This is a genomic window from Aquirufa sp. Wall-65K1, assembly GCF_054558475.1.
In genome coordinates this window covers 41,096-53,110 of sequence record NZ_JBPXKD010000003.1, presented here as the reverse complement: position 1 = coordinate 53,110, position 12,015 = coordinate 41,096, and the positions used below count along the sequence as shown (strand labels likewise).

The following is a 12,015-nucleotide window of genomic DNA, read 5'->3' as shown; positions in this document are numbered from 1 at the left end:
GTTTTTCTATAAATTTTCAATTAGGTAAATCCTCATTTGTAACCTAATAATTTATCCATTCATTGAAAATGTAGACTTAATACTTTTTCCATGAATTTGTTTACTTAAAATAAGATAGATCTTTGCTTTTGAGTTTTCTATCTATCAAATGTCAGATTTATCCTTATTTATTTACCTTATTCTTGCATCCACCATCGGCCTGGTAGTTAGTTTAATTTTAGTTTTTGGACAAAGTATTTCCACCTTAAGTTCTAAATTATTGGCTGGTATACTTTTTTGTCTAGTCATATTATCTACAGGAAATAGCCTCACGCTGACCCATTTTCTGTATGATTATCCACAATTCTTTAAAACATATACTTGGTCTGCCTTCTGCCTTGGCCCACTCCTATATTTATACATTAGAACCGTTCTGAATCAATCCTACAAGCTATTTTGGAAGGATTTATGGCTATTTGTTCCTGTATTATTATATCAAATTCATCGCCTTCCCTTTGATTTATTGAATAAAGAAGAAAAGTATCTAATTGTAATAAATGCGCTTAGTAACAGAATGGTGTTTTTCAATGAATCGGAAGGGTTATTGCCTCCTGGATGGATAGCCATTATCCGAATAATCGTATTAGTCATAAGTACCTTTGCTTGCTTAAAATTGTTAACCAATTGGCATAAAAAGATCTATGATGCTAGCCTTCAAATAGAAAGAAATAAACAGATTTACCGATTTCTGTGGGTTACTATGATTTTAATGACTTCAGGAACAATCATCGTAGCCATTTTCACTTTCATTCAAGTATTAACAGGAATGTTTATGGCTAGACTTATCATCCTGGTAATTTCATCAGAGATTCTTTTAATCTGTGGCTATTTATTTACTCAACCCAAAATTTTATATGGGATGATTGGTTGGATACAAATGGAAGAACCTATCCGATCCTTAGAGGAAACATCCACCAAAAATGAAGAACTCAAACCTGAGACAGAGGATACCAATTATATCAGCTATTACCGAGGAAAAAACATTTTAAATTCAATCGAAATACATTTTAAAAATAATCACCCCTTTACCACCATCGGATATTCTCTATCCGATTTATCAAAAGAAATAAACGTTCCCGCCTACCTAGTCTCAGCAGTTATCAATCAAGAATTTGATAAAAACTTCAATGAGTTTATCAATGATGCCCGTTTTGAATACCTCAATACCATGCGTGAAAACGATGTCAATTTTGATAAATATTCCATAGAATACATCGGTACAGCTATCGGTTTTGGGTCCAGAACCTCTTTTATTACAGCCATAAAAAAAAGAACGGGCTTACTACCTAAAGAGTATTTAGCAGGCGTTTAATTCATTTTCAAAATGAGATAATCTGTTTATTAATATCATCCCAGAAATACGTTTCCACAGTAATTATTTAAGGGAATTCTTATGCCCAAAAAAGCCTTACAAGCATTAAATAGCTTAAACATTTAGTATTCGGTCATCCAATAATTTATTATCTTCGTTTTTAAGCCCTCATCATTATGCTTATTTATGGATTAGGATTACTCGCTTTTAGTTACTTAGCTGGCCAACTATTTGGAGATTTTTTAGGTGAATTAATTGGCGTTCAAGCCAATGTCGGCGGGGTTGGTTTTGCCATGCTATTATTGGTTCTCCTCCATAATTATTTCCACAAAAAGCAATGGCTTAAAGGCAATTTTGATGAAGGAATTGGATTCTGGAGTAATATGTATATTCCTGTCATTGTCGCCATGTCCGCTAGTCAAAATGCCTTGCTTGCATTTAATAAAGGCGTACTTCCCATCGTAGCAGGAATTCTGATTGTTGTGATTGGATTTGTATTAGTTCCCATCATTTCGAAAATCAAAACCACTGCTTCATGAATATTATTTCCTTTTTTGAGAAAAATGGTATGATTACCAGCTTTCTTCTCATTGCCATCATCATGCTGGTAGCTGAGCAAATTTCAACCCGACTTTTACGAAAAAAAATACCGGGATCAGCCATTGCTATTTTATTAGGTTTGGTTTTGGCCTATTACGGAGGTATACTGACTGGTGGAGAAAAAGGAATAGCTGATATAGCTTTTTTTAGTGGTTTTAAGTTAGTAGGGGGATCCATGTTTCGGGATTTTTGCATTGTTTCCACCGCATTAGGAGTTAGTTTCCCCGTTATGCTACAAGCCGGTAAAGCAGGCGTTATTTCCTTAATAATAGGCTTGATAGTCTCCTTTGTAGTAGGGATTTGTGTAGGCCTAGCTTTTGGCTACCACGACGCAGAAAGTCTAGCTACTATAGGTGCTGGTACCTTGACATTCATTGTAGGCCCAGTAACAGGCTCGGCTTTGGGTGCAAGTTCTGATGTTATTGCTTTAAGTGTGGCAACAGGCGTAGTTAAAGCCATAGCGGTGACCATTTTTACACCTTTAATAGCTTCAAAAATCAAATTAGATAATCCCCATTCGGCCATGGTTTTTGGAGGAATCATGGGTACCACAAGTGGAGTGGCGGCAGGATTAGCCGCCACGGATCAAAAGCTAGTTCCTTATGGTGCACTAACTGCCACATTCTATACAGGATTAGGCTGTTTACTTTGTCCAAGCGTCTTTTACCTAGCACTAAAAGCCCTTATGTAAACAGTACTTTTAAATCGTTTTTAGTCACTTTACCCATCGCGTTTCGAGGTAATTCGGATAGGAACAAATACTTTCTTGGTACCCGATAAGCGGGCATTTTACTGCGCATAAACGTATTTAATTCATCGGAGCTAACTTGGCCCTCTTTTAATACAACCACCGCAGCGACTATTTCACCCCATTCCTCATCGGCTAATCCCACCACCGAGCAGTCCTCAACTGAGTTATGAGTTCTCAATACTTCCTCAATTTCCAAGGCAGATAATTTATAGCCACCTGATTTGATGATATCCGTGGAATTTCTTCCTAAGATTCGATAATATCCATTCGCTAATTCCGCCACATCACCCGTTTTAAACCAACCATCTGTTGTAAATGCCTCTCGGGTCGCATTTTCTTTTCCCCAATATTCCTTAAAAACAGTTGGGCCTTTTATTTGAATCTCTCCAGGCTGATCAAAAACAAGTTGATTTTCTTCATCCACCAATCTCACTTGAACTCCAGGAAGTGGCATGCCAACATGCCCCGCCTTACGCTCGCCCTCATAAGGATTACTTATTGCCATCCCTATTTCCGTCATACCATATCTTTCCAATAATCGTTGCCCACTCAAGGCTTCCCATTTCTCCATTACGGAAACAGGTAATGCCGCCGATCCAGATATCATCAATCGGAAAGCTTTCATACACACTTTTAATTCCTCCCTTTCCTTATCTGTCAAGGATTCCAAATAGGCTATCAACTTGAAATAAATGGTTGGAACAGCCATGAATACATTCAATGCCCCTTGCTTAAATCGAGCAAAAATTTCTTCGGCCGAAAACTGCGCTAAAAACTCTACTTTTCCACCAACATATAAAGTTGCCGAGATAACATTGATAATTCCGTGTATATGATGTAGTGGCAAAACACATAAGGTATGGTCATTAGCAGAATACCTCCAAGCCTCTACCAAAGACTTGATTTGACTTTCAATACCGAGGTGTGTACTTAAAACCCCCTTGGGTAGGCTCGTGGTGCCACTTGTATACAAAATCATGGCACCCCTATCTAGGCTGACATCAGGTAGTAGGTGTGAGGGGGAATCCACCATATCATCCCAGAGGTATAAGCTTATTCCTGCCTCCTGGCAATACTCAGATAAAAGCGGCAAATAAGACTTCGAACAAATAAATTTCTTAGCTCCCGTATCTTGAAGGATGTATTTAATGGATTCTAAAGGATGGGCTAAGGCAACTGGTACCGCTATTCCTCCAGCCAACCAAATCCCCCATTGAGATGAAACATAGCAAAACCCTGGCTCTACCATATACGCCACAGGCGACTGATGTAAATCGGTTTGTTTTCCGAGCAGTGTCCCCGCAACTTTTTCCGACCGATCTATCAGCGATGTGTAGGTATAGGTTTGTGAATCTGACAATATTGCCTGTGATTCTCCAAATTTTTGAGCGTTTCTTTGAAAATATAACATAACTAGGGTTGGATTGGCTATTCATCTATTGAATCAAAAAGATTCAATAGTTTTAAAATTAGAATAATTTTACCAATATGCCCAATTGATATAGAATAGAAATTAAACCTCCATCAAGCTATTGCCATTAAAATGCATCCCACAATTTATAGCGCATCTCCAATGCCTTTCTAGAAGCCTGCAGTGCCTCCTCCCATTTCTTTTCCTCGTTTCCACATAATTGACAAACCATGTCGCTCGCTAAATGACTATGGTGATCGCCGTCAACTTCTATATGCCTTTCAATGTAATAGGTAAAAGTGGATACCTGCTCAGGCACCTCAGCATATAATTGTTCCAATAGGCGATGAAACATGGAAGGAATTAAATCCTCTCTTCCAAAGGTAAAAACTGCGGCTTTAACATGAATAGGGGCATGCAAGGCAATTTCAAAAGTATAGCCTAAAAAATCCTTCACATTAGGGTGTATCGCCACATGTTGAATCGCCTCCTGAACAGGCATGCCTTGTGAAACTTTCTCCAGCAATAAATCGATATCTGCAGTCGAGGCATTCATTTGCCTCATGGCCTTCAAATAAAGCTCAAAGTGACTTGTTCTGTTTCCCATTTCATCCACATCAGATTCTTCCCCTAATACGATTTCATTAATCAAATAACGGGTATCAGCTGTGCCAACGGGTAACCAAGGAATCTGTGTAGAGGTTAAATTTACTTGTAAGGATTTAAGTAAACTCATAAAATCCCAAACTGCAAATACGTGGATCTGAGTAAATTTTCGTAAACCCGATAAATCGCTAATCTTGGAATAAATAGGATGAGATAGAAGTCTGTTGCGATCGGATTCTAGTTCTTGCTTTAATCTTAAAATGTAATTTTCCATGAAAGGAAAAACACCATTTTTCTCCAATTGTTTACAGAAATAAGTCCTAATTTTTAAGGATTACAATAATCACAATACATAGGGTCCTCCAAGTATTTAGATGCTGGGTATAATTTTTCTTCCTCATGCAAACATTTTTGACAACGATAAATCTCCTTTAGTATCGATTGCGTAGGCAGAAAACATTGTGAACACAATAACCCTCCTTGAACCTCCATGATTGAAAAACCAGGAAATGAACAGCTAGGACAAAGTGAATTCATCTTCTGGATTAGCTGATGAGTCAATTGTTCAATCTGCCCCATTCGCGTAGGATTATTCATGGCACGCATATCCGTTTCTAAAAAACAAGATCCCGAATTTTTTAAGTATTGATCCACTAAAGAATAAAGTAGGCCTTCGTCCTTTATTCCTTTATGCATCTGAACTAGGTCATCCTTACTTTTTTTTAATATTAATGCGTGTGAAGGGAATTTAACCTGGGCTAAAAAAGCTGGAATCTCTTGCGTAGAATGTATTTCTAATCCACTAAAGTTCGTTTCGGTGCTCGTTTTTTGTACCCAAATTTCAATCCCATTTTGACGGTCTTTGAACATCAATAATTCCGTATCGGCCGGAGCAAAAAGTAAGTGAGGATGCGCACCAAATGAGCCCTCGGATGCTATCGCCACATCTTCACCATGCAGGTCCATCGCCATTTCACACTTTTGCCTAAGTACCTGAAGCGGCCTTCCTTTTCTTTCAATTTCCCCAGAAAAAGTACCCAGCATATCGGTATCCAATCGATCGCTTACGGCATATTGAAACCCAAACTCCTGCTGAAACAAAGGACCAATCACTAATTCCTTTTGGTGTTTTGTGGCAATGAGCAATGTTTTTCCTGAATAGTATTTTTTCCAATTCACTATTGAACCAATTGAAAAAAGATCGGCATACCTATGGTTATATTAAAAGGAAAGGTTACACCCAAGGCCATTGGGATATAAATACCAGGATCAGCTTTGGGCGCCACCATACGCATGGCCGCTGGAACAGCAATATATGACGCACTAGCAGCTAAGACGGCAAAAATCAAACGGTTTCCAGTGTTATCCGTAATGTAATGACTTAAACATGCCACCACTGAGCCGTTGAATAAAGGAAGTAGGATGGCAAAGAACAAGATGAAATAACCTTGCTGTTTAAATGCCGCAATTCTACTTGCTGCAACCATTCCCATATCCAATAAAAAGATAGCTAAAAATCCTTTGAAGATATCAGACGTAAAATGCTTGATTCCCGCAGTTTGATTTGAATCTGAAACGAAACCAATCACCAAACTACCTAAGATCATTAAAACACTACCATTAGTAAGGGAATGCTGTAAGGTTTTTTTCCATTGAAACTTTTCTCTTTTTTCTAGATTACTTTCTGAGGGAAATAAACTCATCAACAATAAGCCCATGATGATTGCAGGGAATTCCATCGCGGCCATTACAGCTACCATTTCTCCTCCAAACTTCATTTGATTCATCTCCAAGAATGCGACCGCTGTTACAAAGGTTACGGCACTCACGGAACCATAGGATGCAGCAATGGCGCCTGCATCATAAGAATTTAGTTTTATCCTAAGAATAAAAAAGGCATAAATAGGAATTATACTCGCAAGCCCTAAACCAAAAAGTAGGCTTTTAACAATGTCTCCGGTAATCCCAGTTCCGGCCAATTCTGTTCCTCCATTGAAACCGATAGAAAATAAAAGGTAAAGCGCAATAAAACTTTTAGAGGCGGCGGGAACCTCCAAATCACTTTTTAGAAATTTGGCCAACATACCCAATATAAAAAAGAGCAGGGTAGGATTGGTTAAGTTAAAAATTAATAGTTCGAAATTGATCATCATGTAGGCTGGGCTATGCTTGTTCTTGTAAAATTCTAAGTAGGTTTAATTCGATAAAAACGGCACTTGCTATGCCCATTTTCTCAAATATAGGATCTACTCCCATTTTAATAAGGAACACTAGTATAACAATGGAAATTAAGTGAAGGAAAATGGCGGATCGTTTTTTATGATTCATAGGTGCGTTTTTTCTGGGTGCAAAATAAATACCAATAAATCATTAAATTTTATTTAAATTTATAATGAATTACATAAATAATTTTTATGAACTATACCTTAAATCAACTCCAAATTTTTGTGAAGGTGGCTCAAACCAAGAGCATCACCAAGGCTTCTGAAGAGTTAAATCTGACTCAACCTGCGGTATCCATCCAAATAAAAAATTTTCAATCTCAATTTGAATTACCCTTGATTGAGATTGTAGGTAAAAAGGTTTATTTGACAGATTTTGGAAAGGAAATCGCCGAATCAGCAGAAGAAATTATAGAGCAAGTATATGCCATCAATTATAGAATGCGGGCTTTTCAAGGACAGCTTTTCGGTCGATTAAAGGTCTCCGTAGTATCCACAGGAAAATATGTTCTCCCCTATTTTTTAACTGATTTTTTAAAGGCCAATCAAGGGGTAGAATTATCCATGGATGTGACCAATAGAGGAAAGGTTATTGAAAGTTTAAAGCAAAATGAAGTTGATTTTAGTTTAGTTTCTCTTCCCATCGAAGGCAATCAATATGAATACATGGACCTAATTACAAATGAATTGTACTTGGTAGGAAACTCCGAACTTCTTGACCAAAATCCTGAGTTTAACCAAAACCAATTGCCAACGAACCTTCCCATTATTTTCCGAGAAGCGGGCTCTGGAACTCGAACCACCATGGAAACCTTCTTGGCTAATCAAGAAATACGGGTTCTCAAAAAAATTGAATTAATGTCAAATGAAGCGGTAAAACAAGCCGTCATAGCTGGCCTAGGCTATTCCATCATGCCTATTATAGGTATTAAAAATGAATTACAAAATGGCTCCTTACGCATTATTCCTCAAAAGGGATTACCCATTACCACGCAGTGGACGCTTGTTTGGTTAAAAGGGAAAAAACATTCCCCGGTAGCGGACGCATTTTTACGCTATGTGAAGGAGCATAAAGATCAGATAAGCCAGAAGTACTTTAAATAAAGAAAGCCATACACATAGTGCCTGGCTTTTCTGGAATATTTTTTCATTAAATAAACTAACCCATTCCGAAATTAGAATGAGTGGAAGTTAAAAGTTTCATAAATTATAGACGATTAATAATATTTAAAAATTAAATTTATTTATGATAATCATAAATAAAATTTATGCATTTTTCTAGGACTAGTTTATAGGCTCTCCAAACATATAATGGCCACTTTTTATAATGCGTCCCCTATGAAGTTCAACAATTCATTGATTTTTACCAGGTTATAAAAATCATTCCGACAAAAAATAGGACACCAAACTTTCCCACTCTTGTTCCAAAGAAAAATTAGGTCGAGATTTCTTGGCCCTAGCATACCAATAATCGGCATTCCAAAGATCTCCTTCTTTCCGATGTAAATAGGCATGCACCCAGGCAGAATCTCGATCATTCAATTGATCCACTTGGGCATGGGCCATGTCCCAGTCACCTTTAGCATCAAACCAAAGACTCTTGAGAATGGGAGAAAAATGGCTTTCTGGTGTGGAAAATTGTAGAGACTTCTTAAATGATTCTAGGCGATTCATGAAAAAATGAATTTAATTAAACCTCGAAAATACGATAAAATCCATCAATGGAAGCCAAATTTGGGCAAAGGTATTACATTAACATTTCAGATTATTACGTATATATATTTCCCCAACTCTTTACTTTAAAATTCTTTCCGATTTAGTCCATTTTATCGGAGGAAATTGGTTCTCCATTTGCGCTTTAGATGGATTTCTCACTTTACTCAATTTGCCTTCTGTATACAGTTTTTCTGCGATCAAATTCCAAGTAGGATAATCTTGGTCTTCCTGCACCCAGTGATGATAAGAGGCTTCATTACACCAATTAGGTAGCTGTTGCATCGCTTTTCTGTGGGCAGGAGAACCCCTAAATTCTTTCATGGATTCTTCATCTTCCCAAAGCGTAAGGGTCCAAAAAGTAAAATGCTTATCCATTAACTCTTTCCCTTTCAAAAGCCCTTTCGAAGTTTTTAATGCTTTGGCAGAAGCTTCATTGGCCCGAATAAAGGGAATCAAAAAAAAGAGGGATTTAATACGAAGTCGAGTAACGGATATAAATGGCATATACTTTCTATCTTTTCGTGAAAGTAATAAGAAAAAACAAAAGTCTAAGTCATTGATTATAAAATAAATAGCCCTCCTATTGGGTCAACTAAGTCCTGCATTAAATCCAGCCTTCTGGTATTGGTAAATTTAATTCACTTGTTCTCTTCACTTCAACCAAATAAATCCATTGGCATACATAAGGTAAATTTTCAAAAACATTGACTTCGAAATAATTTTATTAAATTCAATTAACGATCTAAATAAAATGAAAAACCGACGAGAATTTTTGAAACAAGGTGCCGGGTTTATCGGGCTTTCAGCCTTAGATTTTAATAAGCCTACCAAAGCTCTTTTATCCTTTTCTACCTTGGGTTGCCCGGCATGGAATTTTTCTCAGGTTCTTCAACATGCTTCAGAAAATAACTACTCAGGAATTGAAATTAGAGGAATTAAAGGCGATTTGGACCTTCCGTCTAATCCTATCTTTTCTTCTTCCCAAATAGCATCCACCCTCCGGCAAACAGCTGATTTAAATTTGAAAATTGTGAATTTAGGTTCATCGGCCAATATGCATTTTTTAGATTCCCAAAAAAGAAAAAGTAATCTGGACGAAGCCAAAAAATACATCGAATTAGCCAGCCGTTTATCTTGTCCATTTATTCGGGTATTTCCCAATGACCTACCCAAAGATCAACCAGAAAAAGAAACGGTCCATGCCATCATTCAAGCATTGATTGAACTCGGAGATTTTGCCAAATCCTCTGGCGTAAAAGTACTCCTAGAATCCCACGGGAAAGTCATAAAAAGTGACATGCTCCTACAAATCATGCAAGAAACGAATCATGCTCATGTAGGTCTTGTTTGGGACTTCTTTAATATGTGGTCTATCACCAAGGAACCTCCCGCGCAAGTATATGCGCAATTGAAAAAATATATATTTCATACACACATTAAAGATGCCATTGTTTCTGATAAGGAGGAAAAATATACCTTATTGGGACAAGGCAATGCCCCGGTTAAGGAAGCACTTCATGCTTTAAAAAAGGGGGGATACTCGGGTTATTATAGTTTTGAATGGGAAAAACTATGGCATCCAGAGATCCAAGAACCAGAAATAGCTCTACCACATTTCTCAAAAAACTTTTCAAAATTTTGGAATTAAAAAATGGGTGCAAAGGATAAAAATATGTTTGACGCCATAGTCATTGGCTCTGGAATAAGTGGAGGATGGTCTGCCAAAGAACTCACAGAAAAAGGCTTAAAAACCTTACTTCTTGATCGAGGGAGAGACGTAAAACACGTAGCAGATTATCCCACTGCCATGCATCAACCATGGGATTTTCCCCATGGGGGACAAGTCCCTTTGGAAATTAAAAAAGACTATAAAATTGCCAGTAAAAATTTTATCTTTTCTGAAGCTACTTCTCATTTTTTAACCAAGGACGAAGAACAAGCCTATATTCAGGAAAAACCCTACGATTGGATTCGGGCTTATCATGTAGGAGGACGATCTCTTTTATGGGGTCGTCATACCCAGCGTTGGAGCGATTTTGATTTTACTGGGCCTGCTCGGGATGGATTCGCAGTCGACTGGCCTATTCGCTATAAAGACATCGCACCTTGGTATAGTTATGTGGAAAAATTTGTGGGGATTTCTGGCAATAAAGATGGTCTAGAAATATTACCTGATGGCGATTTTATCAAACCCTATGAATTGTCATGTGTAGAGAAACACTTTGGCGAGGTTTTAAAAAATAAGTATACGAATCGACATGTAATCATTGCAAGAACCGCCAATTTAAGTCAAGCAGAAAAAATCCATAACACCGTAGGCAGAAGCCAATGCCAAAATCGAACTCTTTGTGAACGAGGATGTCCCTATGGTGGTTATTTCAGCAGTAATTCCGCCACCTTACCTGCAGCTTATAATACAGGAAACCTAACTTTAAAAACGCACGCCATTGCTCATTCCATTCTCTTTGACGAAAAGAAAAATAAGGCCATTGGCGTCCGGGTGGTTAATGCCTTAACTCATGAAATGGAGGAATATTTTGCTTCCGTCATTTTTGTAAATGCTTCACCATTAGCTACTAATTTAATTTTATTGAATTCCGTTTCATCTCGTTTCCCCAATGGTTTAGGCAATGATTCAGGTGTATTGGGGACACATATGGCTTTTCACAGTTATCGAGGAAGAATAACAGCCGAATATGATGGGAATTTGGACTATAAAACAGAAGGCAAAAGACCTACCTCAGGATATATACCCCGGTTTAGAAATGTTTATCAACAAGAAACGGATTTCTTAAGAGGCTATGCCAGTAATCTTACCGCCAGTCGGGTGATAGAAAATGCCAAAGACCTGATGGGAGAATCCTTGAAGGAATCCTTATTAAATCAAAAGCTTGGAAATTGGCATATCAATGTGGGTATGATGGGAGAGACCATTCCCAAAGCTCATTCCACCGTTCGTTTGGATAAAGAATTGAAGGATAAGTATGGTATTCCTCAACTAAGAGTTTCCATTGCTTATGATGACAATGACGAGAAAATGTTAAAAGATTTTCATCAACAATTCACAGAAATGTATGAGGCCGCTGGTTTCAAAAATATACAGCCCATTGATACCAAACGGTTACCCGGAAATGAAAATCATGAAATGGGTGGCGTAAGAATGGGCCGCGATCCCAAGACCTCCATGTTGAATGCTTTCAACCAAATGCACCACTGTAAAAATGTATTTGTGACCGATGGCTCTTGCATGACTTCTACCTCAACTCAAAATCCCTCCCTAACCTATATGGCCCTAACTGCCCGGGCTGTGGATTATGCAGTGAGGGAAAAAAAGAAGCTGAATTGGTAAGGCTTACAT

13 protein-coding genes are annotated in these 12,015 nt (G+C 37.8%); 6 read left to right on the top strand and 7 right to left on the bottom strand.

Going from position 1 to position 12,015, the window contains the following annotated elements; translation table 11 throughout:
* The first annotated feature begins 148 nt into the window (after positions 1 to 148).
* From ACST15_RS05525 to madM, 3 genes are all read left to right on the top strand, one after another.
* Positions 149 to 1,351, top strand: coding sequence for a helix-turn-helix domain-containing protein (locus tag ACST15_RS05525; protein ID WP_459453693.1), 1,203 nt, complete (start codon positions 149 to 151; stop codon positions 1,349 to 1,351).
* 176 nt (positions 1,352 to 1,527) lie between these two features.
* Entirely contained in the window at positions 1,528 to 1,890 is a 363-nt protein-coding gene (madL, locus tag ACST15_RS05520) for a malonate transporter subunit MadL (protein ID WP_459453692.1), read from the top strand.
* Positions 1,887 to 2,642: a malonate transporter subunit MadM gene (gene madM, locus ACST15_RS05515; protein WP_459453691.1), complete on the top strand. Its 756-nt coding sequence runs from the start codon at positions 1,887 to 1,889 to the stop codon at positions 2,640 to 2,642. The genes madL and madM overlap by 4 nt, the downstream gene beginning before the upstream one ends.
* On the opposite strand, the gene ACST15_RS05510 is transcribed toward madM, so the two are convergent.
* The 5 genes from ACST15_RS05510 to ACST15_RS05490 all read right to left on the bottom strand — a co-directional run bounded on the left by ACST15_RS05510 (position 2,635) and on the right by ACST15_RS05490 (position 7,047).
* Entirely contained in the window at positions 2,635 to 4,113 is a 1,479-nt protein-coding gene (locus tag ACST15_RS05510; protein WP_459453690.1) for an acyl-CoA synthetase, read from the bottom strand. The two genes, madM and ACST15_RS05510, sit on opposite strands and share 8 nt — an antisense overlap.
* Before the next feature lie 127 nt (positions 4,114 to 4,240).
* Positions 4,241 to 4,993: a DUF3050 domain-containing protein gene (locus tag ACST15_RS05505; RefSeq protein ID WP_459453689.1), complete on the bottom strand. Its 753-nt coding sequence runs from the start codon at positions 4,991 to 4,993 to the stop codon at positions 4,241 to 4,243.
* Between the two features lie 53 nt (positions 4,994 to 5,046).
* Positions 5,047 to 5,898 (bottom strand): DUF6671 family protein, encoded by an 852-nt coding sequence (locus ACST15_RS05500; RefSeq protein WP_459453688.1) that lies wholly within the window; start codon positions 5,896 to 5,898, stop codon positions 5,047 to 5,049.
* Entirely contained in the window at positions 5,898 to 6,872 is a 975-nt protein-coding gene (locus ACST15_RS05495; protein ID WP_459453687.1) for a sodium-dependent bicarbonate transport family permease, read from the bottom strand. The genes ACST15_RS05500 and ACST15_RS05495 overlap by 1 nt, the downstream gene beginning before the upstream one ends.
* 10 nt (positions 6,873 to 6,882) lie before the next feature.
* On the bottom strand, positions 6,883 to 7,047 hold the full coding sequence (locus tag ACST15_RS05490) for a hypothetical protein (RefSeq protein ID WP_459453686.1): 165 nt from the start codon (positions 7,045 to 7,047) through the stop codon (positions 6,883 to 6,885).
* An 86-nt stretch (positions 7,048 to 7,133) separates the two neighbouring features.
* Here ACST15_RS05490 and ACST15_RS05485 point away from each other — a divergent pair, with 86 nt between their 5' ends.
* Positions 7,134 to 8,045: a LysR family transcriptional regulator gene (locus tag ACST15_RS05485; protein ID WP_459453685.1), complete on the top strand. Its 912-nt coding sequence runs from the start codon at positions 7,134 to 7,136 to the stop codon at positions 8,043 to 8,045.
* 276 nt (positions 8,046 to 8,321) lie between these two features.
* Here ACST15_RS05485 and ACST15_RS05480 read toward each other — a convergent pair whose 3' ends face one another.
* Positions 8,322 to 8,615 (bottom strand): hypothetical protein, encoded by a 294-nt coding sequence (locus ACST15_RS05480; RefSeq protein ID WP_459453684.1) that lies wholly within the window; start codon positions 8,613 to 8,615, stop codon positions 8,322 to 8,324.
* 120 nt (positions 8,616 to 8,735) lie between these two features.
* Positions 8,736 to 9,161 (bottom strand): antibiotic biosynthesis monooxygenase, encoded by a 426-nt coding sequence (locus tag ACST15_RS05475; RefSeq protein ID WP_459453683.1) that lies wholly within the window; start codon positions 9,159 to 9,161, stop codon positions 8,736 to 8,738.
* A 247-nt stretch (positions 9,162 to 9,408) separates the two neighbouring features.
* Between ACST15_RS05475 and ACST15_RS05470 the strand changes: the two genes are divergently transcribed.
* Together ACST15_RS05470 and ACST15_RS05465 are read left to right on the top strand one after the other, a co-directional pair.
* Positions 9,409 to 10,305, top strand: a complete 897-nt coding sequence (locus ACST15_RS05470; protein ID WP_459453682.1) for a sugar phosphate isomerase/epimerase family protein — start codon at positions 9,409 to 9,411, stop codon at positions 10,303 to 10,305.
* A gap of 24 nt (positions 10,306 to 10,329) precedes the next feature.
* Positions 10,330 to 12,006 (top strand): GMC oxidoreductase, encoded by a 1,677-nt coding sequence (locus ACST15_RS05465; RefSeq protein WP_459453681.1) that lies wholly within the window; start codon positions 10,330 to 10,332, stop codon positions 12,004 to 12,006.
* Positions 12,007 to 12,015: the final 9 nt, after the last annotated feature.

Excerpts from the sequence above, each read along its gene's own strand:
- ACST15_RS05525 (WP_459453693.1), top strand. The coding sequence starts at position 149 with ATGTCAGATTTATCCTTATTTATTTACCTTATTCTTGCATCCACCATC.
- madL (WP_459453692.1), top strand. The coding sequence starts at position 1,528 with ATGCTTATTTATGGATTAGGATTACTCGCTTTTAGTTACTTAGCTGGC.
- madM (WP_459453691.1), top strand. The coding sequence starts at position 1,887 with ATGAATATTATTTCCTTTTTTGAGAAAAATGGTATGATTACCAGCTTT.
- ACST15_RS05510 (WP_459453690.1), bottom strand. The coding sequence starts at position 4,113 with ATGTTATATTTTCAAAGAAACGCTCAAAAATTTGGAGAATCACAGGCA.
- ACST15_RS05505 (WP_459453689.1), bottom strand. The coding sequence starts at position 4,993 with ATGGAAAATTACATTTTAAGATTAAAGCAAGAACTAGAATCCGATCGC.
- ACST15_RS05495 (WP_459453687.1), bottom strand. The coding sequence starts at position 6,872 with ATGATGATCAATTTCGAACTATTAATTTTTAACTTAACCAATCCTACC.
- ACST15_RS05490 (WP_459453686.1), bottom strand. The coding sequence starts at position 7,047 with ATGAATCATAAAAAACGATCCGCCATTTTCCTTCACTTAATTTCCATT.
- ACST15_RS05485 (WP_459453685.1), top strand. The coding sequence starts at position 7,134 with ATGAACTATACCTTAAATCAACTCCAAATTTTTGTGAAGGTGGCTCAA.
- ACST15_RS05480 (WP_459453684.1), bottom strand. The coding sequence starts at position 8,615 with ATGAATCGCCTAGAATCATTTAAGAAGTCTCTACAATTTTCCACACCA.
- ACST15_RS05475 (WP_459453683.1), bottom strand. The coding sequence starts at position 9,161 with ATGCCATTTATATCCGTTACTCGACTTCGTATTAAATCCCTCTTTTTT.
- ACST15_RS05470 (WP_459453682.1), top strand. The coding sequence starts at position 9,409 with ATGAAAAACCGACGAGAATTTTTGAAACAAGGTGCCGGGTTTATCGGG.
- ACST15_RS05465 (WP_459453681.1), top strand. The coding sequence starts at position 10,330 with ATGTTTGACGCCATAGTCATTGGCTCTGGAATAAGTGGAGGATGGTCT.